Source organism: Muricoccus vinaceus (assembly GCF_042433125.1).
GTDB lineage: Bacteria > Pseudomonadota > Alphaproteobacteria > Acetobacterales > Acetobacteraceae > Roseomonas > Roseomonas vinacea.
On the sequence record NZ_JBHLVZ010000002.1, the window covers coordinates 163,379 to 186,364 of the forward strand.

The following is a 22,986-nucleotide window of genomic DNA, read 5'->3' on the forward strand; positions in this document are numbered from 1 at the left end:
ATGCTCAGCCGCGCCGCGTGCCCTGGAAGCCGCGGGAATAGGGCGGCTGGCGCAGGTAGGTGGCCGGATCGTACTTCCAGAACTGCGACACCTCCGGATAGGAGGCGATCGGCGCGTTCCAGAACTTGCCGTCGCCGTTGCGGACGACCTTGCGGATCTGGATATCGTAGACGGGATTGCCGAGGTCATCGAGCTTCACCGCGCGGCCCAGCGGCGATCCCACCAGCTCCGTCTTGAGCACCGTGTCCACCAGAAGGTTCGGGTCGTCCGCGCGGCCGTTGATCTTCTCCAAGGCCTCCGCCACCCACATGGCGCCGGAATACATGGAGAAGCCGTAAAGCGAGGGGATTGTGCCGAAGCGCGCCACGTGCCCCTTCACGTAGCTCTGCACCGTGGGATTGTCCGATCCTTCCGCGAAGTGGGCGGCGGTGACGATGCCCTCCACCTCCGGACCCATGGTGCGGATCACCGACTGGTCGGTGGCGTTCATCGACCCCATCAACGGGATCTGCCCCTTCAGGCCGAAGGATGCGTATTGCTGGATGAAGCGCGTGCCGTCGGCGCCCGTCTGCATGGTGAAGATCGCATCCACCCCGGAGGAGGCGAGCTGGCCGAGGTAAGGCGAGAAATCGGCCGTGTTGATCGGGTGCCAGAACTGCGCCGTGATCTGCCCGCCGCCTTCCGTGAAGGTCTGCGCCAGCCCGCCGCACTGCTCGTGCCCGAAGGCGTAGTCCTGGCTGACCGTCGCGATCTTGCGGTAGCCCTGCTTGAGCGCCCAGTCGGCCAGGGGCCGGGTGGTCTGGCTCGCGCTGTAGCCGGCCACGCGCACCACGTTCTTGATCCGCTGGCGCTGCGTCAGGTCGTCCGCCGCGATGATCGGAATGAAATAGGGCGTGCCCGTGCCCTTCACGTAATTGGCGACGGCCAGCCCGGTGTTCGCCAGCAGGTTTCCGAACAGGAAATGCGCACGCCCCTGCTCCACCAGCCGCCTCGCCTTCTGCAGCGCGGTGTCCGGGTTCGAGCCGTCATCCTCCACCATCACCTCGACCTTGCGGCCGGCGATCTCGTTGTTGCGCTGGGAAAGATACCAGTTGAAGTCGTCCACCATCTCGCGCCCGCCGGAAGCGACCACGCCGGTGAGCGGCGCCATGAGCCCGATGCGGATCGCGCCGTCCTGCGCGCGCAGCAGCGCGGGCCGGGCGAGAGTGCCGAGCGCTGCGGCACCGAGAAGCTGTCTGCGGTTCATCCTTCGGTTGAGCCTTCCTGCTGGGGTTGTGGGATCGCGGTCCGGCGCTGCCGGAGAAGGAGCAGGCCGCGCCCGATCACCCCCTCGGGCGCGAAAATCATCAGCAGAACGAACATCAGCCCCATCACCGTCTGCCAGCGCTCCGTGTAGAAGCTCACGGTGTTCTCCAGCACGATGATCGCGGCGGCGCCGATGAAGCCGCCGAGCAGCGTGCCGACGCCGCCCACGATCGCCATCAGCAGCCCTTGCACCGACTGTGCCAGGGAAACGGTGGTGGGGCTGACGAACTCGTTGAACAGGGCATAAACCGCCCCCGCGACCCCGGCCGCGGTGCCCGACAGCGTGAAGGCGAGGAAAAGGTGCAGCGGCACGTTGTAGCCCAGGGCCCGCATCCGGCTCTCGCTTTCCCGGATGCCGCGCAGCGTGAGCCCGAAGGGCGAGTGCACGAGCCGCCAGACCAGGAAGGTCGCGAGCAGCACGATCACCAGCACCGCGTAGTAGAACCCCACCTGCGAGGCGAGCGCCGCGGGCCGCACGCTGCCGCGCATGCCGTTCTCCCCGCCCGTGACGGTGCTCCAGCGCAGGCAGACGCCCCAGACGATCATGCCGAGCGCGAGCGTCAGCAGCAGGAAGTAGACCCCGGAGGTCCGCACCGCCAGCAGCGCGAAGACCGCCGCCACCGCGGTCGCCGCCCCCACGCCCAGCAGCATCCCCACCCAGGGCGAGCCACCCATCACCGTGACCCAGTGGATCGTCACGTAAGTGGAGACGCCGAAGATCGCCCCGTGCCCGAGCGGCGTCCGCCCGGCATAGCCCGCCAGCACGTCGATGGAGACGGCGAGAAGGCTGAAGATCAGGATTCGCGTGGCGACGCTGACCTGATAGGTCGGCAGCACCAGCGGCAGGGCGGCGAACACCAGCACGCCGAGGACCACCCCGATCAGCGGCAGGTTCGCGGTGGTGCGCGGCATCAGGCGGCCTTTCCGAAGAGGCCGAGCGGCCGGAAGGCCAGGATCAGCGCCATGGGGCCGAAGATCACGAAATAGGCCAGTTCCGGGAACATGACCTGCCCCACCGAGTTCAACAGCCCCACCAGCAGCGCGCCGATCGCGGCGCCCCCCAGGCTGCCCCGCCCGCCGATGATCACCACCGCGAGCGAAAAGACCAGGATTTCCGAATCCGCGCCCGGATAGAGCGTCAGGAAGGCCCCGCCCACCATGCCGCCGAGCCCCGCCAGCGCCGAGCCCAGCATGAAGGTGACCAGGAAGATGCGGCGGATGTTGATGCCCATCGCCTCCAGCGTTTCCGCGTCGTCCACCCCGGCCCGGATCAGCGCGCCCAGCCGCGTGCGGTTCAGCAGCAGCCAGAGCAGCACGAAGACCACCACGCCCAGCGCGAGCACGAAGAGCCGGTACTTCGGATAGAACACCCCGGCGAAGCGCACCGCGCCTCGGAGCGCCTCGGGCACCGGCACCGTGAAGGTGTCGCCGCCCCAGGCCAGCAGGCCGAGGTCGTTGATGATGAAGGCAACACCTAGCGTCAGCAGCACCTGGCGCAGCTCGAAGCCGCGCACGAAGCGCAGCAGCCCCTGGTCCAGCGCCAGCCCCACCACCGCCACGCTGGCCATGGCCGCGAGGATCCCCAGCCCGAAGGACCCCGTGCCCACCGCCACCGCGTAGCCGATATAGCCGCCGAGCAGGTAGAGCGCCCCATGCGCCAGGTTCACGATCCGCAGCAGCCCGAAGATCAGCGTGAAGCCGGAGGCGACGACAAAGAGCAGCGCGGCGAAGGTCAGGCCGTTGAGAAGCTGGAAAAGGTTGAGGCTGTTCATCCCGCGGCGGGCGGGGTGCCGCGGTGCCAGTCGAGGATCTGCTCCCCCGTCCAGACCAGCACGTCCTCCTTCGCGCGCACGGCCTCCAGCACGCGGCGGAAATACTTCAGCCGGTGCGGCGCGCCCATGATGTAGGGGTGCACCACCAGCGCCATGACCCGCGGCCCGTGCCGGGAGTCGTGGTAAAGCTGTTCGAACTGGTCCAGCGCCCGGTCCGCGTATTCCGAGGCCTTGTGATGCTGGATCAGCATCATCGCCACGTCGTTGCATTCCTGGGTGTAGGGAATGTTGGTGATGGAGCCGGTGCGCGTGCGCAGTTCCACCGGCTGGTCGTCCAGCACCCAGTCGCAGACATAGTCGTAGCCCTGCTCGCACAGGATGTCCGGCGTTTCCCAGGTCTCGGTCAGTCCAGGGCCCAGCCAGCCGCGCGGGGGCTTGCCGGTGAAGGCGGCGATGGCCTCCGTGGTCAGGCGGATGTCCTCGCGCTCGTCGGCCACCTTCTGCATGTTCTTCTGGCCGAAGCCGTGGCCGATGAACTCCCAGCCCCGGTCCAGCGCCGCGCGCGCGATGGGCTCGTAGCTGCCGATGGCCTTGCCGTTGATCGCCAGCACGGCGCGGATGCTGTTGTCGTCCAGCGCCTCCAGCATCCGCCAGAAGCCCACGCGGTTGCCGTATTCATGCCAGCACCAGTTGGGAATGTCCGGCATCGGCGCGCCGCCGGCGGGCGGGGTGAGGACGGTGCGCGGCATCACCTCGCGCGGGTCCCACTCCTCCACGTTCACGATCACCCAGACCACCATGCGCGCGCCGCCCGGAAGCTCCCGGCGCGGCCGCCCGGCGATGGGGGAGAAGGAGATGCGTTCTGTCGGGAGCATGGCTCAGTCCTCCTTCGGGCCGATGAACAGGGTCAGCGTGCCCAGCCCGTCGATGGCGCCCTGCACCACGTCACCCGGCACCAGAGGCCCGACGCCCGCGGGCGTGCCGGTGAAGATCAGGTCGCCCGGCTCAAGCGCGTAGCTTTCCGAAAGCTTGGCGATCACCTCCGGCACGCTCCAGATCATCTCCCCGATCAGCCCGCGCTGATGTTCGGTGCCGTTCACGGAGAGGCTGATCGCGCCCTCGATCGCGCGCGCCGGGCTGCCCGCCGGATGGATCGGGCCGCAGGGCGCGGAACGGTCGAAGGACTTTCCCATCTCCCAGGGCAGCTGCCGGTCCCGCGCGTCGCGCTGACGGTCTCGCCGGGTCAGGTCGATGCCCACGGCGTAGCCATAGACATGGCCGGGCGCATCCTCCTCCCGGATGTTGCGCCCTCCCCGCCCGATCGCCGCCACCAACTCGATCTCGTACTGGAAATCCGCCGTATCCGCAGGGTAGGGAATGGTCGCGTCGTCCGGCACGATGGCATCAGCGGGCTTCTGGAAGAAGAAGGGCGGGTCGCGCTCGTCGGCTTCCTTCATCTCGCGGATATGCGCGACGTAGTTGCGCCCGACACAGTAGATGCGCCGCACCGGGAAGCGCTCCGCCGTGCCGACGACCGGGATCGACACGGGAGGCGCGGGCGCCACGACAAAGCCGGCGTCCCGGCTCATGCCGGGACGCTCCCGTCGATCAACGAAACCGCATCGCGCTGGCCCTGGTGCATGCAACCGACTTCCTGACCTTGTGTTCGCACGGCTCGCCCGCCCCCATCACGCCGGAGGCAAGCCTGGCGCACGACGCGGGCCGCAGGATTGGATACAACCCACCCCCCGTCAACCGGCCGCGCGGGTTCCCCGATACCAGTCGAGGATCTCCTCGCCGTTCATGAAGACCACGCCATCCTTGCCGCCGGCATAGTCGTAGACCTCCTCCAGGTACCGGATGCGGTGCGGCTGGCCGGAGATGTAGGGATGGATCGCGATGGCCATGATCTTGGCCCGCTCGGCGCCCTCCATGTGCAGGCGGTCCAGCGTGTCGCGGCATCGCGTGGCCCAGTAGGGGCTCTCGTGGTGCTGCACGATCATGGTGGGGATGTCGTTCAGCTCCACCGTGTAGGGCAGCGTGACCAGCGGGCCCTTCTCCGTGCGGATCTCGCAGGGCTCGTCGTCCCACACCCAGTCGCCGATATACTGCACGCCCGCTTCGGCCAGCAGCTCCGGTGTTTCGAAGGTCTGTGTCAGCCCCGGGCCGAGCCACCCCACCGGCCGCTTGCCCGTGAAGGCTTCCAGGCGGTCCATGGAGCGGTGGATCATGGCGCGCTGGTCGGTCTCCCGGTGGATCGGGCCCTGCTGCCAGGAATGGCCCATGAACTCCCACCCCGAATCGCGGCATGCGGCGGCCACGCGCTCGTAGTCGTCGCAAACCCGCGCGTTGATCGACAGCGTGGGGCGGTGGCCCAGCCGCTCGTAAAGCTTGTGGAAGCGCCAGAAGCCCACGCGCATGCCGTATTCGTGCCAGGACCAGTTCGGCACGTCCGGCAGCAGCACCTGTCCGGTGGGCGCGGGCAGGATCTGTCGCGCCATCGGGTTGGCGATGTCCCAGACCTCCAGGTTCACGATGGTCCAGACCACCACGCGGGCGTTGTTCGGCAGCTTCAGCGGCGGGCGGTCCACGATGGCGGAAAAGGGCGCGCGGTCGCGGGGCTGGGTCATGGCGTCTCCTCGGTCTCGGCCGGCGTGGCCCTCGGCCGGGGCCGGGCGGGCACGGAACACAGGTTTCACGCGATGCGTGCCAGGCGCAAGGTGGTGCCGCGGCCGGGCGCCTGGCTATGCTCGATGCCCGGCCTGCCCCGCCCGCCAGGAGATCTTCCCGATGCAGCGACGCCCCTTCCTCGCCGGCGCCCTCGCCACGTCCTGCATCGTGCCCCGCGCCCTGGCGCAGGGCGGCGCGGCGCTGTCGGAGCTCACCGTCAACGTCTTTCCCGGCGGCTTCAACTGGCCGATCTTCGCGGGCACCGCCAAGGGGTTCTTCGCGCGCGAAGGGCTCTCGGTGCGCATGCTCAACACCCGCGGCTCGATCGAGCAGATGACCGACCTCGCCGCCGGGCGCTTCGACATCGCCATGACGGCCGTGGACAACATCGTCGCCTATGTGGAGGGCCAGGGCGCGGCGCCCATCGGCCCGCAACCGGAGTTCTTCGCCTTCATGGGCAGCGACAGCGGCTTCCTCAGCGTCTGCGCCGCACCGGGCATCGACTGCTTCGCCAAGCTGCGCGGGAAAACCCTGTCGGTGGATGCGCGCACCACCGGCTATGCCTTCGTGCTGCTGGAGATGCTGGCGCGCGAGGGGCTGGGAGAGGGCGACTACGCGCTGGCGACGGTCGGCGGCATGACGCAGCGGTGGGAGGCCATGCAGCGCGGGGAACAGGTGGCCACCATCCTCTCCTGCCCATACGACATCCTCGCCAAGGCGCGCGGCTTCCACCAGCTTGCATGGGCCACGCAGGTCATCGGCCCCTACCAGGGCAACGTGGCCGCCACGCGCCGAAGCTGGGCGGCGGCGAACGAGGGGCGCATGCTCGGCTATATCCGTGCCTATGCCGCCGCCATCGCCTGGCTCCACGAGCCCGCCAACCGCGGCGAGGCCATTTCGATCCTCCGGCGCAGCCTTCCGGACATGCCGCAGGAACTGGCGGAGCAAAGCCACGCGGAGCTGCTGGACCCGCGGGACGGCTTCTTCCGTGACGCGAAGGTCAACATGGAGGGCCTGCGCAACGTGCTGGCGCTGCGTAGCCGCCATGCGCCCGCGGGCAAGGACCTGTCCGACCCCGCCCGCTACTTCGATGGACGCTACTGGAACGCCGCCATGGCCAAGGCTCCGCCCCGCTAGGGCAGCTCCCCAGCCTCAACCCTGCGGCCCGGGTTACGCCCCGACGCGCCGCGCCTCGGCCGCTTCCTCGAAGCGGACCGGGCTCTGCTCCGTGCCGTTCTCCTGGACGGCCGCGTCGCGCATGATCGCGCGCAGCTCCCGCAGAAGCGCCGCTCCCTTCACGGTCCGCTGCACGAGCACCGAGCGGCGGTCGCGCGGGTCCACCTTGCGGCGCACCACGTCGAGCTCCCCAAGCCGGTCCAGCGCGCGGGTGATGGCGGGCTTGGACACGTTCAGCCCACCGGCCAGCCCCCTGACCGTGTGCGGCCCGTTCTGAAGGTAGACGGTCAGGAACACCCCGAGCTGCCGGGCCGTGAGGTCCGGCCCGTCGCGCCGGACAATGGCCACGATCGTGGCACGCACGATCCCGACCAGTTCGTCCGGCGTTCCTTTCATCTCCATGTGGTCCCTGTCTCCTGTCATGCGTCGACCGGCGTTGAACACCGCCGGCCAAAGGCACGCCGCAGCGCATGGATCGTGCCATCCGATTTTCGGGCGAAAAGACAGGGACTTATTACGCTGCCGCGGCAATCTCGATGCAGAGGTGTAAAGATTGTCGACGCGGTGTCGCCGTGGTTCCGCGCCCGCCGCGCCGCCTCAGCGACGCCCGCCCGCCAGTTGGGCGGCCGCCGGGCTGGCCCTCAGGCGCAGCATCGCGGCGCAGCCGGCGGCAGGCCCCGCGGCCAGCACCGCGAAGGCCGGGCCCCACCCGGCGTGCCCAACAAGCACGGGCATCAGCTGGATCGTCAGCAGGGTCAGGGCAAAGCCCAGGCAGGTCTGGAAGGTCAGCACCGTGCCCGTCAGCGCGGGCTCCGACAGCTCCGCGAGGCTGGCCGAGAACTGCGCCGAATCCGCCACCACCGCCACGCCCCAGACCACGCAGAGCCCCATGGTCAGCGCCGGGTGCAGGCCGAAGGCCGGGCCCGCCAGAAGGCAGCACGCGCCGGACACCGCCATGGCGCCCACCGTCACCCGCACGACCCGATCCGCCAGCCACCCCGCCGCGATGCAGCCCAGCGCGCCCGCCGCGATCACGCAGAAGGTGGCCAGCGCGGCCGGTCCGGCACCCTCCGCTTCCGCCCCGCTCCAGGCGCCGAAGCTCGCGGACAGGTAGAGGCCCACCCAGGCCCACATGGCGTAGAGCTCCCACATGTGGCCGAGATAGCCGAGGGTGACGAGCCGCATTCCCCTGTTCCGCCAGAGCTGCAGCGCGGCGCCCGGGCGGAAGCGCGCCGCCCGCGCGTGCCGAGGCCCGGGCCGGACCAGGGCGATGAGCGCCGCCGCCGCCATGGCCGAAAGCGACGCGACGGCAAGGGTCGGCCGCCAGGCCAGCCCACCCAGCGCATTGGCCAGGTGCGGCGAGGCCGAGCCCAGCGTCAGCCCGCCCACCACAAGCCCGATCACCCAGCCCGCGTCGCCGCGGTCCGCCCAGCCGGCGGCCAGCTTCATGCCCACGGGATAGACCCCGGCCAGCGCCATGCCCGTGGCGAAGCGGGCCCCGATGACCGCCACGGCGCCCGGCGGCATCAGCAGGATCGCGGCATTCGCCAGGGCCCCCGCCAGAGCCGCGATGGCGAAGACACGTCGCGGGTCGAAGCGGTCGGGCAGAGCCAGCACCGCGCTGGCCAACGTGCCCAGCACGAAGCCCGCCTGCACCGCACCGGTCAGCATGGCCTGGAAGCCTGCCCCGGCCTGCGCCGCCTCGCGCAGCATGCCCGGCCCCGCCGCGGTGCCGGAAAACCAGAGCGCCAGCGCCAGCACCTGCGCCGCGACAATCAAGGCGAGGTTCGCGGCCTTCCCGGCCATGCTGGTCCTGCCCTTCCCGCACCCTCCCGGAAGCCGCAGCCGGTTCCCGGCTCTTCCGGCGGAGACACGCCGCGGGAAGGTCGGGCCACGTTGCACGCGCCCCTTCCCCGCCGCAAGCTGCGCCGCAGATCGCGCCGCGCCCGACGCAGGGCGCCGCGACGGAACAGGGACCCGCATGCCGCGCGAAATCCGCCTCAACGCCTTCGACATGAACTGCGTCGGCCACATCCAGCAGGGCCTCTGGACCCACCCGCGCGACCAGTCCACCCGCTTCAACGAGCTGTCCTACTGGACCGACTACGCAAGGCGCCTGGAGGCGGGGCTGTTCGACGGCGTCTTCTTCGCCGACGTGGTCGGCGTCTACGACGTCCTCGGCGGCAGCGCGGATGCGGCGCTGCGCGGCGCGGTGCAGGTGCCGGTGAACGATCCCACCCTGCTCATCCCCGCCATGGCCGCCGTCACGCGCCACCTCGGCTTCGGCGTCACCTGCAACCTCGTCTACGAGCCGCCGTTTCTTTTCGCCCGCCGCATGTCCACGCTCGACCACCTGACCGGCGGGCGCATCGGCTGGAACATCGTCACGGGCTATCTCGACAGCGCCGCGCGCGCCGCCGGTATCGCCGGTCAGGTCGCGCATGACGACCGCTACGACCTCGCGGACGAATACATGGCCCTCGTCTACAAGCTGTGGGAGGGAAGCTGGGACGACGACGCCGTGCTCGCCGACCGCGCGCGGGGCCTCTACGCCGATCCCGGCAGGGTGCGCGCGGTGCACCACCACGGGCCGCAGTACCGGCTGGATGCCATGCATCTCAGCGCCCCCTCCCCCCAGCGCACGCCCGTTCTCTACCAGGCCGGCTCCTCCACACGCGGGCGCCGCTTCGCCGCCACCCATGCCGAGTGCGTCTTCGTGAACGGCCAGAAGAAGGAGGCGGTGCGGGAGATCGTGGGCGACATCCGCGCCCAGGCCACCGCCATCGGCCGCGCGGCCGAGGACGTGAAGGTCTTCCTGGGCGCCACCCTCATCCCCGGCCGCACCGACGCCGAGGCGGAGGAGAAGTTCGCCGAGTACCGGCGCCATGCCAGTTCCGAGGCCGCCCTGGTCCACGCCGCGGCCTCGCTCGGCATCGACTTCTCCCGCTTCGACCCCGACGAGCCCATCCAGGCCGGCGGCAGCCAGGCGATCGTCTCCAACATCGAGGCCATGGCGCGCAGCGCCGGCCCGCAATGGACCCGCCGCAAGCTGCTGGAGCAGATGGTGCTCGGCAGCCGCCAGGCGCCCTGGGTGGGCTCGGCGGAGCGGCTGGCCGAAATGCTGATCGGCTGGAGCGAGGAAACCGGCGTGGACGGCTTCAACCTGTCGCGCACCGTGGTGCCCGAATGCTTCGACGACGTGATCGCCCTCCTGGTGCCCGCCCTTCAGGAGCGCGGCGCCTACAAGACCGCCTATCGCGAGGGCACCTACCGCGAGAAGCTTTTCGGCCGCGCGCGCCTTCCGGCATCCCACGCCGCGGCCGCCCATCGCGCCGCCCCCGCGGAGGCTCCGGCATGAACCGGCCCCTCCCCGGATGGGCGGCACGGGTCTCCCGCACGGAGCACGCCGCATGACGCCCCGCATCGCCTTCATCGGCACGGGCGGCACCATCGCCTCCCAGGGCGCTGGCCCGCTGGACACCACGAACTACGGCTCCTCCGGCAAGCCGATCCTGGACGCGGCCGCGCTGCTGGCGCGCTTCCCGGACGTGGCGGGTGTCGCGGAGGTCCTGCCCGTTCCCTTCAGCGCCGTGCCGAGCCCGCAGATCCACTTCCCCACCTGGAAGGCCCTCGCGCTGCTCTGCGACGAGCTCGTGGCCGAAAACCCCGCCCTGGCGGGCATCGTCATCGGCCACGGCACCGCGACGCTCGAGGAAACGGCCTATGCCCTGCACCTGACGCTCAAGGTGCCCGTGCCCGTGGTGCTGGTCGGCGCCCAGCGCCCCTCCTCGGCGCTGTCCACCGATGCCGGGCTGAACCTGGTCAACGCCATACGCGTCGCGGCCAACCCGGCCTCGCGGGGCCTCGGCGTGCTGGTGGTGCTGAATGACGAGATCCAGGCCGCGCGGGAGGTGACGAAAACCTCCACCGGCCGCCTGCAAACCTTCCGCTCCCCCGATTTCGGCGTGCTGGGGCAGGCGGACGGCGACAGCGTGAACTTCTACCGCCGCCCGCTGCGCCGCGGCGCGCCGGACACGGAATTCGACCTGCGGGCCCTCGAGGCCCTGCCGCGGGTGGACATCTCCTACGCCTATGCGGGGTCGGACGGCACCGCCGTCCGCGCCTTCCTGGCCGCGGGGGCGGAGGGCATCGTCTCGGCCGGCTTCGCCCCCGGCTTCTGCCCCCCAGGCGAGGCGGAACCGCTGCGCGAGGCGGCCGCGCGCGGGGTGATCGTGGTTCAGTCCACGCGCGCGGGCTCGGGCCGCGTCTTTCCCACCGGCAAACTCGGGGAACACGGCTTCATCCCGGCCGACAACCTGTCCCCGCAGAAGGCGCGGATCCTCCTCGCCCTGGCGCTCACCGTGACACGCGACCCGGCGGAGGTCGCGCGCATCTTCGCCACCTACTGAAGGTTCACGCCTATCGCTGGCGTTCCAGGAAGTCGCGCAGGGCATTCCCAACGTCCTCCTGCGGCGTGCCCAGGCTCATGACGGTGGAAACATGGTTGTGGCCGGCGAACCAAGCGAAGTGCGGGCTGCGGCCGTCGCGCATCGTCACGGACTGCGCCAGCTCGAAGCTCGGCGCCGCGAGGGGCGCCGGGTCGAACTCCGCCAGGCAGAGCATGAGCGGCACCCGGCTCCGCCCCGCATGCGCGATCGGCGACCGCTCGGCGAAGGCGGCCTCATCGCCCCCGAAATAGGCCCGCACATGCGGCGGCGAGCCCGCGCCAACCCGGTAGATGCCGCTCATCAGCACGGCGGCATCGATGCCCGGCCCGCCCTCCGCGTGGAAGGCGTCGTTGAACAGGAACCCAGCGGCATGTGCCGCACCGGCCGACTGCCCCATCAGGAAGGTCCGCCCGGACCCGCCATGGTCCCCCGCATGGGCGCGCACCCAGGCCACCGCGCCGGCCACGTCCTCCGATCCCGCAGGCCAGGGGTGGGCGGGCGAAAGCCGGTAGTTGATCACGGCCGTCAGCATCCCGTGGCCGGCGAAATACCGGCCGAGATTGCCGTAGAACGTCCCGTCACCGTTCTTGTCGCCTCCGGTGAAGCCGCCGCCGGGCACGAAGACCAGCGCGGGGCCGGAGGGCCGGGCCGGCAGGTAAAGGTCAAGCTTCTGCCGGGGATCAGCGCCATAGGCGATGTCGGCGATCACCCGCTGGTCCGGGCGCGCGGCGCGCACATGCGGCGCGTAAAGCAGGCGGGTGCGCTCCAGCACCTCCGCATCGAAGCTCGCGCCCATCGCGGCGACCGCCGCACGCAGGCCTCCCGCGTCCGGTCCCCCAGCGAAGCCGTTCATCCCGCGTTCCCTTTGCTTTCCCTCGTGCCGGTATGCCACGCGCCGGCCAGGGCGTCGCGCCCCTCGCCCTCCCCGCGGCCCCGCGGTGGCGTATCCGCGGATCGCGTCCATATGCCCGGTGTTGCCCCCAGAGCCGAGGACCGGGATGACCGACCTGCCCGAACTGCCGGCGGAGGCCTTCCGCAAGGAAGACACCACGCGCGACGACCTGTTCTACCGTGAGCCCCGCTTCGTCACGCATATCGACGCCGCCGCGGTGGCGGCCGTGACGGCGCTCTACCGCGACATCCTGCCGGAGGGGGGCGCGATCCTCGACCTCATGAGCAGCTGGGTGAGCCACCTTCCCCCCGAGGCCGGCTACCGCGAGGTGATCGGCCACGGCATGAACGCCGAGGAACTCTCGGCCAATTCCCGCCTCACCCAGTGGTTCACGCAGGACCTGAACGCCACGGCCGAACTGCCGCTGGAGGCGCGCAGCGTCGACGCCGTGACCCTCTGCGTGTCCATCCAGTACCTTCAGCACCCCGTCGCCGTTCTGCGGGAGGCCGCGCGCGTGCTCCGCCCCGGCGGACCCGTGGTGATCACCTTCTCCAACCGGTGCTTCCCCACCAAGGCCGTCGCCATCTGGCGGTTGCTGAGCGGCGAGGAGCAGTGCGGGCTGGTCAGCCTCTACCTCCAGCGCGCGGGCTTCGGGCAGGTGGAGGCGCGGAGCCTCCGCCCCGGTGGGCCGGGCGACCCGCTCTGGGCGGTCACGGGGCGGGCAGCCCCGCCCTGAGCTCCGCCCGCGTCACATCTCCACCAGGCGTCCCGGGTTCTTCAGGTATCCTTCCTTGATGCCCTGCAGGGGCCAGCAGGTCAGCGCGCCCACCGTGTTGGCCGGGTTGTTCCCGGCGTTCTGCGGAAAGGCGCTGGCCCCGACCGATAAGACGTTCGGCACGTCCCAGCTCTGCAGCCGCCGGTTCACGGCCGAACCGCCGGGATCGGTGCCCATAATGGCCCCGCCGCAGATATGCGTGGTCTGGTAGGGCACGATGCTGGCGGACACGGGCGGCGTGCTGGTGTTCACCACGTCCGGGTTCATCGCATGCGCGATCTCCGCGGCGCGCGCGAGCATGAGTTCCCGCATGCGCAGGCCGTTGGGCGCGAAGTCGAAGGTCATGCGCGCCGGCGGCAGGCCGAGGTCGTCCGTGTAGGCCGGGTCCAGAGAGATGTGGTTATGCCGGCGCGACGTGCTGCCGGCATGCACGCCCACATTGACGTTGTGTTCGCACCACTTGTTGTTGGCCTGCTTCCACCCCTCGCCCCAGCGCGGCGATCCCTCGGGCAGCACGCGCTTCTCGATCGGGCGGAGGCCGGTGTTCTGACCGATGATGTAGCCGCCGCCGATGAAGCCGTGCGGACCGTGGTCGAAGTTGTCGCCGTTGAACTCGTCCACAATGGCGCCCAGCACGCCCGCGCCGGCAAACTGGTTGAACCGCTCCTTCTCGAAGAAGGCGCGGGCGGTGGCGACCGTCTGGTAGCTGAAGTCGCGGCCCACCTGCCCCTGCCCCGTCGCGGGGTCATAGGGCGTTCCAATTCCGCTCAGCAGCATCAGCCGCGCGTTGTGGATCTGGAAGGCGCAAAGCAGCACGAGGTCGGCGGGCTGGCGGATCTCGCGCCCGACGGCATCCACGTAGATCACGCCCGTCGCGTCCTTGCGGTCCGGCGTCAGCTCCACCTTGGTCACGCGCGACCCCATGCGCAGCTCGAAGTTCGGGTTGCGCAAGGCGACCGGCAGCACGGTGGTCACCGGGCTGGCCTTGGACCAGTTGTAGCAACCGAAGCGCTCGCAGTGCCCGCAATAGGTGCAGGCCTGCATCTGCGCCCCGTCCGGGTTGGTGTAGTCGCGCGACAGGTGGGAGGATGGCTGCGGGTAGGGCTTGTGCCCGAGCCTGCGCGCGCCCTCCATGAAGCGCTGCTGCACCAGGCCCATCTCCATGGGCGGCGTCGGGTATTCGCGGCCCGCCAGGTTTCCGGCCTTGCCGGAGGTGCCGCAGAGATACTCGAAGCGGTCTTAGCCCGGCTCCAGGTCGTCATAGGTGACGCCCCAGTCCTGGATCGTCATGTCATCGGTGATGGCGCCCTCGCCGTGGCGCTTGATGTTGTGGCTGCGCATCTCGAAGCCGGCAGGCAGGAAGCGGAAGTGCTGCCCGTTCCAGTGAACGCCCGCCCAGCACATCGCCGAGCAGGAAGGCGCCGAGGCTGCGCATGGGCAGCGCGGGCTCGTCCGGGTGGTTGCGGAAGGTCAGCGCATCGCGGGCCAGGTTCTGGAACAGCGCCCCGCGCAGGGAATAGTTCAGCTCGTCCAGCGCGTTCGGCGCGGGGAAGTCGCTGGCGGTGTCGCGAAAGCCACCCCGCTCCAGCCCCCCCACCCGCAGCCCCTCGGCCGCCCGCTCGCGCGCGCATATGGAGCCTGTCCAGCCCATCCCCACGATCACCACATCTGTCTTCGGCATCTCCTGCACGGCGAGCTTTCTTTATCCGATGGAGACGGGATCGCCGTCATAGGGGGTCTTGTCCGTGAGGAGGTCGCCACGGATCGGATTCGCGCCGGGATAACCGATCTGCTTCCAGGTCGCCGCGCCACGGTTGCCGCCCTAGAACGGGTGCGAGAAGTAGCCTTCGATGGTGTTGTTCAGCAGCAGTTCGAAGAAGGCCGAGGAAGGCAGCCCCGAAAGATCGAAGGGCTGCTTCTCCCTGCGCGTCAGCAGGGCGTCCCGTTTCGCCGCGCCTGGTTCGGCCACGCCCTTGCCCTGCTCCGCGCGGACGACGCGCCCCAGAGCCTCCAGCGCGTGGCGGTACATGCCGGCAGGCGTCGGTGCGTACTGCCATCCCTGGCCCGGCTTTCCCTCCGCGAAGGGGCCGCGCATGTACCAGGTGCTCGCGGCCCCGAAGGTGCCGGCCAGCTGGTGGTCGATGAAGGTGACCACGCCCGCCTCCACGCCGCCGGGTCCGCCTTCACCCGGCGGGATCAGCCGGTCGACCAGGGCCGTGAGCATGTCGGCCTCGGGGTTGTTGAGAAAGATGCGCGCCCTGCTCTGTCGCTGGCGCGGCGTGCTCCGGTCCCGCAGGGGGAGCCGCGGCCGCCGCTGGCTGCTGCGGCTGCGCCGGCTGAGCCTGGGCCTGGCCAACAAGCCCGGCCAGGGGCGTCGCCGCAGTCGAGACCAGGAAGCCGCGGCGGCTGAAGCAGGAAGCAGGTGGCTCTGCCATCGGCATCGGTCCCTGGCGAAGCTGGTTAAGGAAGGCGACGACATCCGCGCGGTCGCGATTGTTCTGGATGCCCGGGCAGGCCATGCGCGCGCCCGGCGCGTAGCCACGCGGATTCTTCAGGAAGGCATCCAGGGAAGTGTCATCCCACGTGCCGCCACGGTTCCGCAGGCCGGCCGAGTAGCTGAAACCCTGCACCGATGCGACCTGCCGCCCGTCGACGCCCCAGAGCGGCGGCTCCACCCGCACCGGCCCGCCCTGCGCCAGGCTGTGGCAGGCCGAGCAGACGCGGTTCGCAACGGCCTTGCCATGCGCCGCATCCGCCTGCTGTGCCGGCGCCGCCGCGGGTGGAGCGGCGGCGGGCGCCGCAACCCCCGTCTGCGCGGCAGGGCCCGTGGGGGCGCCGGCGGGCGGCGCTGCGGACGCCGCACTCGCAACCGAAGCAGGGGCTGGGTTGCCGGGGCTTGGGAGGACGCCGCAGCCTGCGCCGGTGCCGCCGCGTCCACGCCGTAGTAAACGGCGATGGCACGGGCCAGGGCCGGATCATCGTGCAACCGCCGCACATCGGCGGCGCGGAAGCGCGGAGCATCCCGCAGCTTCTCCGGCGACGCATCCAGCCGGACCGCATCGCCCTGCCCGCTGAGGTGCATCGCCAGCAGCGGGACGATCACGTCCCCGGGCTTGCCGAAAAGCGAAGCCACGACACCGAGCCGCCCGCCCGAGGGCCGGACCACCACGTAGTTCACGCGCCCCTTGGTGGCCCCCTCCATCACGAGGTCCTCGATCGTCCCGAGTTCGGTTCCATCATCGCTCAGCGCCACCACCCGCTTGCCCAGCAGTTCGCGGATCGTGATCAGCCAAGGCGCTGCGGCTGGCGGCGGGGCGGGGGGCATGGGCTGCGCTGCCACCCGCTGCGGCCCGGGCGCCGCTTGGGCCGGGCTGGGCTGGGGCGGAACAGGCTCAGATGAAGCCGGCTTGGGTGGAGCGGCCTGGGCAGCGGGGGACGCATTCCCGGGCACGCTGCCTGCCGACGATCCCGGCACCGGCGCGGCCGGAACAGCCGCCTCGCACCCCGCCTCTCGCCCGTCATGCTGGTGGAATGAAGGATCGGCGCAAGCGGCGTCAGCCCCGCCGCCCGGAGCGCATCGTCGGCGGCGCTGCGGCACCCCGTCCCGTCCTTGTCCCGCGCGGCACGCTCGGCGGCCGCGACCAGGTCCGAAATGCGCCCTCGCTGATCCTCCGGCGCGCGCTCCCGCGCGGCGGCGGCCCGTGTTGCATCGGAAAGGCATGCGGCACCGGCCGGCGGCTCGGCAGCCCCCGCCTCGGCGCTGGCGAACAGGCCGAACGCGACGAGGGCGATGCCCCTGCCGCCGATGCTGGCTGCGCGCGTCATGCCTCAACTCCGTTGTCGTTCGGCACCGGATACGACCCCTATGGCCGTCTTGATGCGCAGCACAGAACTTTTCGACTGTGCACCGGGCGTGGCCGTTCGTTGCGCCTTGCATCAGGCGCGGTGGAGCCGGGCGCGAAACAACGTTGGGGCGTGGTGGCGAGCACGGGCGAGGCCGGCTCCAGGGCAGCGCACAGATCCGCGCCGGTGTTCCGATTGCCAGGAATTAACGTTAGGAATCACCAACAACAGATCCACACTCCGGATCGCTCCATCCGGATTCATGCTCCGTCCGCGACAGCAGCGACGCCCCGATCCATGTTGCTCACCGCCACACGCCCGATCGATCAACCGGCAGGCAAGCCGATCCTCGTCCGTGCGTGACAGGCCGCGAGGCGAGCGCCCGGGCTGGATCGGGCACGCACCACGCCAGCCCGCCGGTCCGCTGCTCTGCGGCACTCAGCCTCTGACGCGGCGGCGTTCCCTCTTCTCGCTGCCCCTGCCGCCAGAATGCTCGCTCGGGCGCGCGAGTTCCCGGATCATGGCAGGCACCTCGCGTGCCGGGCGCGGTCCGCTGAACAGGAAGCCCTGCACCTCCGTGCAGCCGAGTTCGCGCAACCGCGCGAGCTGCGGCGCGGTCTCCACACCTTCGGCATTCATGGTCAGGCCGAGGGTGGAGGCCACCGTGCCGATCGCGCGGATGATCGCCACCGTGCTTTCGGAGGCCGGCAGGTCGCGGACGAAGGAGCGGTCCATCTTGATCTTGTCCAGCGGGAAGCGACCCAGCATCGCGATGGAGGAGGTGCCCGTCCCGAAGTCGTCCAGCACCACCCGCACGCCGAGCGCCCGGATCCGGCGCAGCGCCTCCGCCACGTCCTCGCCGTTGCGCAGCAGCAGCGCCTCCTTGATCTCGATGTCCAGCCGTGCCGCGTCCAGGCCCGAACACCGCAGTGCCGCGAGTATCGGCGCCTGCGCGTCCCGTCCGGCGAAGAGGGCGGTCGAAAGGTTCACGGAAACGCGCAGGGGATGAGGCCAGCCCGCCGCCTCGGTGCAGGCGGTGCGCAGCACCCACTCGCCGAGCGGCTGCACCAGGTTGCACGCCTCCGCCACCGGCATGAACTCGCCGGGAAGCATCAGCCCGCGCTCGGGATGCCGCCAGCGCAGCAGCGCCTCGAAGCCCGCCACGGGGCCGCCCAGGGTGATCTGGGGCTGGTAGAACAGTTCCAGCTCCTCCCGCATCAGGGCCCTTCGCAGATCGGCCTCCGCGTCGCGCCGCGCCTGAAGGCGGCTGGACATGCTCCAGTCGAAGAAGCGGTAGGTCCCACGCCCGGCGCCCTTCGCGGCGTAGAGGGCCATGTCGGCGTGGCGCAGCAGCAGGTCGGCCGTGTCGCCGTCGCGTGGAGCCATCGCGATGCCCACGCTCACCCCGATCGAGACCGCGGCGCCGCCGATCATGTACTCGGCCTCCACCTCCCGCCCCAGCCGCTCGGCCACCTGCGCGATCTCCGCCGCGCTCACCTGCCCGACGAGCAGGGCGGCGAACTCGTCGCCCCCCAGCCGTGCCGCGACGTCCTGCGGGCGCAGGCATTCGCGGATGCGCGAAGCGACCGCCACCAGCAGGCGGTCACCCACGGCATGGCCCAGCCCGTCGTTCACCTCCTTGAAGCGATCAAGGTCGAGGTAGAGCACGGCGAAGCTTCCACATCCGTGCAGGCCCGCCACCGCGCCCTGCAGCCGCTCGCCGAAGAGGGCGCGGTTCGGCAGGCCGGTCAGCACGTCGTGCATCGCAAGCTGCTGCACCCGCGCCTCGGCACGTCGCCGCTCGGTCACGTCCTCATACGTCGTCACCCAGCCGCCATCCGGCATGGCCTCGCGCGACAGGGCGATGGACCGGCCGTCCGGCAGCTCCACCAGCGCACGGCCCGCCGCGCCGCCCCTCGCGGCTTCGCCGGTATGCTCCAAGCCCCACCGCGACGCGAGTTCCGCGTCCACCTCGGCCTCCCGCATGCCGGGAAGCGAGCTTTCCGCCGGAAGGCCGAACAGGTCGCGGAAGCGCGCATTCGCGACCCGCAACACGCCAGAGCCGTCGTAGAGTGTCAGGCCCTGGCTCATGTTGCTCAGCGCCGCGTCGAAATGCGCGGCCAGGGCGGCCTGCTCCCGCCGCACGTCCATGATGCGCCTGAGGTCCCGATGGTGCCTCCGGACCACCGAGCACAGCGCGGCCAAGTAAAGGCATACCTGCGCCGCCTGAACCCAGTACAAGCCGCCCAGCAGCGCCGCCGCCGCCACCTGCGGCACAAGGATGGCGGAGACCTGCAGGAGGGCGAACCGCGGCACCGCCGCGTTGCGGGACGCGATGCCCCCGGCGGCGCCGCTGGCAAGCGTCGCCGCAAGGAGCTGGAACAAGGGCTGATCGAGCGCGACGAAGCACAGGAAGCACAAGGCACCCGTCAGCAGCGCCCATGCGGCGCCAACGGCGAAGTAGCCGCGGGCCGCGCGCCGCACCGCCTCCGCACCGGGATCGCGGAGTTGCCGGAAGGAGAGCACCAGGCGTGCCCGGGCGACGATCAGCACGATGTTGGCCGCCACGAACCACGCCGCCCAGCCGCCCCGCTCCTCCAGCGCGACCAGGGCGCAGAGGAACAGCGGCGCGGCGTGCGCCACGAGGAGCGACGAGACGCGGTCGAAGAGCGGTGCGATCAGAAAGGCCGCATCGTCCTCATGGAGCCCCGGCGGCGGGACATCGCCCGCACGAAGCCTCCTCCAGAACGATGAAAGCCTTCCCCAGGGATTCGTCATGGGGCCAAGATCCTCGCGGCCCCCGCAAGCTAGCCCGCGAAAATGAAGCAGTTCTGAACCGCGTCCGGCCGAAGCGCGGCGGTGCCTCACCCCCGCCCCGGGCCGGCGCCGCGCCTGGGCGCCTCCTCCGCGCGGGCCGCCACCTTCCGGCCGCCACCCCACAGCGCGGCCGGCCGCCCGACCGGCGGGCGCCATTCCCCCCGCTTGCGGACCGCCCAGCCGTAGCGGTGGTCGCCCTCCAGCAGGTGCAGGTGGTCGCGCAGCCGGTTGCGGCCCAGCCATTCCAGCGCCGCCTCCAGCTCCGCCAGCCCCATCTCAGAACGCGCCTTGCCGCCCAGGGCGCGCTTCATCGCGGCGTTGTAGGCATGGAACAACCCGGCTCCGCGGGGCGCGACGGGCAGTGCCGGCCCGCCGGCCTGCTGGTCCTCCACCGCCTGCGCGGCAACAAGCTCCGCCAGGCGCTGCCGCAACCGCCGCTCCGCGATGGAGGGCGCCTCCAGCAGCTCCCCCTGCGGGTCGGGCTCGCGTGCCGCGGCCAGCCCGGCCGCGAGGTCCGGCCCGGGCCGCAGCGTGCTCAGGCGCAGCGCCAGCGCGTTGCTTTCCAGCGGCACGATGCCGTGCCGCTCCCGCGCCTCGGCCATCTCCTCCTCCAGCCATTCGGGAAGGGCCAGCCTCGCCTGGCGCGGCGGAGGCGGCGGCTTCGCCCGCGTGCCCTGCTCGCGCTCCATCCGCCACCGGAAGCGCGCGAAAAGCGGGTCGTCCGGGTGGAACACCAGCGCGCGCTGCTTCTCGTAGGGGCCGGCATGGGCGTCCACGCGCGTGGCGCGCGCCACCATCTGCTCCAGCCAGGGGCGGGACCGCACATGCGTCAGCGCCGCCACCACCGCCACCTCCGGCGCGTCCAGCCCCTCATAGGCCATCGCCACCGTGACCAGCACGGAAGGCTCCGGCGTCAGCCGGAAGGCCGCCAGCGTCTCGTGCGCCCCGCGTTCGTCGGAAACCGCCAGGGCGAGGCTTCCCGCCTGCGCCGCCGGCACCCAGCCGCGGAGGATGTCCAGGTAGCGCCGCGCCTGCACCTGGTCGGGCGCGACAACCAGCAGCTTGCCCAGGCCGCGCACCGCACCGGGGCCCAGAAGCCCGCGCCGCTCCGCCCGCAGCCGCCGCGCCGCCTCGAAGGACCGCCGCAGCAGCGCGCCCGCGAAGCCGGTGCGAAGCGCGGTGAACAGCGCGGGCCGGGTGGACTCGTTGGGCGCCACGGCGCGCAGCCGGTGCGGGCCCAGCCGTGGCCGCTCCCCCCCGCCTTCCGGCGTCGCGCCCAACCAGGCGGCTTCGCCGTCCAGCGCGCCGAAGGCCACGGGCAGCACCGCGCGCTCGGCCAGCGCGCGGGCGCGGCTGTAGCCCACCACGGCCCAGCCCGGCGCCGCCAGATCCACCTCCTGCCGACCCCCGCCCCCGCCGCTCGACCGGTAGGGCAGCCACAGGATGCGCCGCCCATCCGCCCGCTCCAGCGTGCCCGAGAGCAGCAGCCGGGCACCCGCGCAGGCCAGAAGCGGCTCGATCGCCGCCGACCAGGCGGCGGAGAATTCGCTCCCCGTGTCGTGCCCGCCGGCCACATCGCCCTGCCCCAGCGCGGGCAGGTGATGCACCTCGTCCACCACGATCAGGTAGCGGTGCGCGCGGAACGCCGCGAGGTGCAGGTCCGGCGCGGCGGCGATCCCCTGATAGGTCGTCACATAGCCCTCGAGCCCCCGGCAGGGATCGCCCGGCAGGTTCTCCGCCGCCCGCACCGAAAGCCCGTGCCCGAGCGCCGCGCGCCAGGCCGGGTCGGCGAAGGCCTCCTCCGCCTGCAGGCGCAGGCTGTCGCGCGGCACCACCCAGCAGACCCGTTCGCAGAGCCCCGCGCCGATCAGGGCGCGCGCCGCGATCACCGGCAGCAGGGACTTACCGCCGCCGGGCGTCACCGCCGCCAGGATGTCGCGCACGTCGCCGGCCTCACCCGCCGCCATGGCCGCCACGATGGCGGCGACCTCCTTCTGGTGGCTCCGAAGCGGGCGAACGGACAAACGGCAGGGCTCCCGGCATCAAGGAATTGCCGCAGAATCCTGATTCCATTGAGAGTCGTTGTCGAGCAAGGAACGCTAACTAATTGATAGTCCAGTGCAGATAAATCGGCTGGCACCCCCGGTGGGAGCATGGAACCGTTTCGCTATGCCGCGAACAGGGCCGCATACGCCGCGCCGCATGCCAAGGGGCGCGGCCGCGGCACGGCCCCCGGCGCGCGGCGCGAACCCTCAATCCTCCGCCTTGAAGCCCGATTCCTGCACGATCGGACCCCAGCGGTTCCGATCGGCCCGGATCCGCTCGGCGAACTCGGCGGGCGAGCTGGTCAGCGTCCGGTATTCCATCCGCTCGAGCGCCTCGATCAGGTCGGGCCGGCGCGAGGCGCCGACGATCGCCTGCTGCAGGCCCTCCACCAGGGGTGCCGGGGCCTGGGCGGGCAGCAGCATGCCGAACCACTCCTCCGCCGTCAGCTCGGGGTAGCCCAGCTCGGCGAAGGTCGGCACCTCCGGCAGGCGCGGCCGCCGCTCGGGGGCGGAGATCCCGAGAACCCGGAGCTGCCCGGCCTTGAGCAGTTCCGTTGTCTCCCCCAGCACCACCATCACGGCCGGGATGGCGCCGCCCAGCAGGTCCTGCAGCGCGGGGGACGCGCCGCGGTAGGGCACGTGGGTGAGCTGCATCCCCGTCGCCTTGGCGAGCTGCACGCCGAGGAAGTGCGGCATGGACCCCGCGGCGGGGCTGGCGAAGGCGGTGGCACCCGGCTGGGTTTTCGCCCAGGCAACGAAGCCCGCCAGGTCGCGAGCCGGGTGGTTGTTCGCCACCGCGAATCCGAAGGGCAGCGCGCAGACGGGACTGACCGGCGTGAAGTCCGTCAGCGCGTCGTAGCGGATCGTGCGCGGGTAGATGTGCGGGTAGATGGTCAGCATGCTGGCCGGGGTCAGCACGAAGGTGCTGCCGTCCGGTGCCGCGGCCTTGGTTGCCTCCAGCGCCAGCCGCCCGCCCGCGCCCGAGCGGTTCTCCACCACCACCTGCGGCGCGAAGGCACCCCGCATGCGCTCGGCATAGAGGCGCGTCACGGTGTCGGTGGACCCGCCCGGCGGGAAGCCGACCAGCACGCGCGACGGCCGGTTCATGGTCGGCGCCCGTTCCTGGGCCGGCTGGACCGGGGTGGGCTGGGCCTGTGCCCCGTTCCGGTGCCCGGCCAGAAGGCCGGCCAGCGCGCCGCCGGCGCCCAGCAGCGCGCGACGCGAGGCGATGGATTGGTTCATG

Annotated in this window: 20 protein-coding genes and 2 pseudogenes; 4 read left to right on the forward strand and 18 right to left on the reverse strand. The window is 71.3% G+C overall.

The window, feature by feature from the left end; genetic code table 11:
• Nucleotides 1–4: 4 nt before the first annotated feature.
• From ACFFIC_RS02495 to ACFFIC_RS02520, 6 genes are all read right to left on the reverse strand, one after another.
• On the reverse strand, nucleotides 5–1,246 hold the full coding sequence (locus ACFFIC_RS02495) for an ABC transporter substrate-binding protein (RefSeq protein ID WP_377048472.1): 1,242 nt from the start codon (nucleotides 1,244–1,246) through the stop codon (nucleotides 5–7).
• A complete protein-coding gene (locus tag ACFFIC_RS02500; protein WP_377048474.1) occupies nucleotides 1,243–2,217 on the reverse strand; it encodes a branched-chain amino acid ABC transporter permease in 975 nt (324 codons plus the stop codon). Before ACFFIC_RS02500 ends, ACFFIC_RS02495 begins: the two co-directional genes overlap by 4 nt.
• Nucleotides 2,217–3,077, reverse strand: coding sequence for a branched-chain amino acid ABC transporter permease (locus ACFFIC_RS02505; protein WP_377048475.1), 861 nt, complete (start codon nucleotides 3,075–3,077; stop codon nucleotides 2,217–2,219). Before ACFFIC_RS02505 ends, ACFFIC_RS02500 begins: the two co-directional genes overlap by 1 nt.
• A complete protein-coding gene (locus ACFFIC_RS02510; protein ID WP_377048476.1) occupies nucleotides 3,074–3,952 on the reverse strand; it encodes a polysaccharide deacetylase family protein in 879 nt (292 codons plus the stop codon). Before ACFFIC_RS02510 ends, ACFFIC_RS02505 begins: the two co-directional genes overlap by 4 nt.
• Before the next feature lie 3 nt (nucleotides 3,953–3,955).
• Nucleotides 3,956–4,666, reverse strand: coding sequence for a fumarylacetoacetate hydrolase family protein (locus tag ACFFIC_RS02515; RefSeq protein WP_377048477.1), 711 nt, complete (start codon nucleotides 4,664–4,666; stop codon nucleotides 3,956–3,958).
• A gap of 162 nt (nucleotides 4,667–4,828) precedes the next feature.
• Nucleotides 4,829–5,707, reverse strand: a complete 879-nt coding sequence (locus ACFFIC_RS02520) for a polysaccharide deacetylase family protein (protein ID WP_377048478.1) — start codon at nucleotides 5,705–5,707, stop codon at nucleotides 4,829–4,831.
• A gap of 160 nt (nucleotides 5,708–5,867) precedes the next feature.
• Here ACFFIC_RS02520 and ACFFIC_RS02525 point away from each other — a divergent pair, with 160 nt between their 5' ends.
• A complete protein-coding gene (locus tag ACFFIC_RS02525) occupies nucleotides 5,868–6,884 on the forward strand; it encodes an ABC transporter substrate-binding protein (protein ID WP_377048479.1) in 1,017 nt (338 codons plus the stop codon).
• Between the two features lie 33 nt (nucleotides 6,885–6,917).
• Here ACFFIC_RS02525 and ACFFIC_RS02530 read toward each other — a convergent pair whose 3' ends face one another.
• Both ACFFIC_RS02530 and ACFFIC_RS02535 read right to left on the reverse strand, forming a co-directional pair.
• Nucleotides 6,918–7,325, reverse strand: coding sequence for a MarR family transcriptional regulator (locus tag ACFFIC_RS02530; protein WP_377048480.1), 408 nt, complete (start codon nucleotides 7,323–7,325; stop codon nucleotides 6,918–6,920).
• 195 nt (nucleotides 7,326–7,520) lie between these two features.
• On the reverse strand, nucleotides 7,521–8,729 hold the full coding sequence (locus ACFFIC_RS02535) for an MFS transporter (protein WP_377048481.1): 1,209 nt from the start codon (nucleotides 8,727–8,729) through the stop codon (nucleotides 7,521–7,523).
• Nucleotides 8,730–8,904: 175 nt separating this feature from the next.
• Here ACFFIC_RS02535 and ACFFIC_RS02540 point away from each other — a divergent pair, with 175 nt between their 5' ends.
• Together ACFFIC_RS02540 and ACFFIC_RS02545 are read left to right on the forward strand one after the other, a co-directional pair.
• Nucleotides 8,905–10,281 carry an LLM class flavin-dependent oxidoreductase gene (locus tag ACFFIC_RS02540; RefSeq protein ID WP_377048482.1) on the forward strand — a complete coding sequence of 459 codons (1,377 nt, stop codon included), beginning with the start codon at nucleotides 8,905–8,907 and terminating at the stop codon, nucleotides 10,279–10,281.
• A gap of 52 nt (nucleotides 10,282–10,333) precedes the next feature.
• Complete coding sequence (locus tag ACFFIC_RS02545; RefSeq protein WP_377048483.1) at nucleotides 10,334–11,332, forward strand: asparaginase; 999 nt, start codon at nucleotides 10,334–10,336, stop codon at nucleotides 11,330–11,332.
• Between the two features lie 10 nt (nucleotides 11,333–11,342).
• On the opposite strand, the gene ACFFIC_RS02550 is transcribed toward ACFFIC_RS02545, so the two are convergent.
• A complete protein-coding gene (locus tag ACFFIC_RS02550) occupies nucleotides 11,343–12,224 on the reverse strand; it encodes an alpha/beta hydrolase (protein WP_377048484.1) in 882 nt (293 codons plus the stop codon).
• A gap of 145 nt (nucleotides 12,225–12,369) precedes the next feature.
• Here ACFFIC_RS02550 and ACFFIC_RS02555 point away from each other — a divergent pair, with 145 nt between their 5' ends.
• Nucleotides 12,370–12,999: a class I SAM-dependent methyltransferase gene (locus ACFFIC_RS02555; protein WP_377048485.1), complete on the forward strand. Its 630-nt coding sequence runs from the start codon at nucleotides 12,370–12,372 to the stop codon at nucleotides 12,997–12,999.
• 12 nt (nucleotides 13,000–13,011) lie between these two features.
• On the opposite strand, the gene ACFFIC_RS02560 is transcribed toward ACFFIC_RS02555, so the two are convergent.
• The 9 genes and pseudogenes from ACFFIC_RS02560 to ACFFIC_RS02600 all read right to left on the reverse strand — a co-directional run bounded on the left by ACFFIC_RS02560 (nucleotide 13,012) and on the right by ACFFIC_RS02600 (nucleotide 22,985).
• Nucleotides 13,012–14,187 (reverse strand): GMC oxidoreductase, encoded by a 1,176-nt coding sequence (locus ACFFIC_RS02560; protein ID WP_377048486.1) that lies wholly within the window; start codon nucleotides 14,185–14,187, stop codon nucleotides 13,012–13,014.
• Between the two features lie 142 nt (nucleotides 14,188–14,329).
• Nucleotides 14,330–14,719, reverse strand: coding sequence for a hypothetical protein (locus tag ACFFIC_RS02565; protein ID WP_377048487.1), 390 nt, complete (start codon nucleotides 14,717–14,719; stop codon nucleotides 14,330–14,332).
• Nucleotides 14,720–14,860: 141 nt separating this feature from the next.
• A complete protein-coding gene (locus ACFFIC_RS02570) occupies nucleotides 14,861–15,262 on the reverse strand; it encodes a gluconate 2-dehydrogenase subunit 3 family protein (protein ID WP_377048488.1) in 402 nt (133 codons plus the stop codon).
• Nucleotides 15,222–15,776 (reverse strand): annotated as a pseudogene (locus tag ACFFIC_RS02575) (c-type cytochrome); the annotation flags it as partial. The gene ACFFIC_RS02570 and the pseudogene ACFFIC_RS02575, both read right to left, overlap by 41 nt.
• 302 nt (nucleotides 15,777–16,078) lie before the next feature.
• Nucleotides 16,079–16,363, reverse strand: a pseudogene (locus tag ACFFIC_RS02580) (PRC-barrel domain-containing protein); the annotation flags it as partial.
• Complete coding sequence (locus tag ACFFIC_RS02585; protein WP_377048489.1) at nucleotides 16,324–16,863, reverse strand: hypothetical protein; 540 nt, start codon at nucleotides 16,861–16,863, stop codon at nucleotides 16,324–16,326. The gene ACFFIC_RS02585 and the pseudogene ACFFIC_RS02580, both read right to left, overlap by 40 nt.
• A 456-nt stretch (nucleotides 16,864–17,319) precedes the next feature.
• Entirely contained in the window at nucleotides 17,320–19,659 is a 2,340-nt protein-coding gene (locus ACFFIC_RS02590) for a putative bifunctional diguanylate cyclase/phosphodiesterase (RefSeq protein WP_377048491.1), read from the reverse strand.
• A gap of 86 nt (nucleotides 19,660–19,745) precedes the next feature.
• The gene (locus ACFFIC_RS02595; protein ID WP_377048492.1) at nucleotides 19,746–21,722 is read right to left on the reverse strand and encodes a DEAD/DEAH box helicase; all 1,977 of its coding nucleotides are present in this window, start codon (nucleotides 21,720–21,722) and stop codon (nucleotides 19,746–19,748) included.
• A 228-nt stretch (nucleotides 21,723–21,950) separates the two neighbouring features.
• Entirely contained in the window at nucleotides 21,951–22,985 is a 1,035-nt protein-coding gene (locus tag ACFFIC_RS02600) for a Bug family tripartite tricarboxylate transporter substrate binding protein (RefSeq protein ID WP_377048493.1), read from the reverse strand.
• Nucleotide 22,986 lies beyond the last annotated feature (1 nt).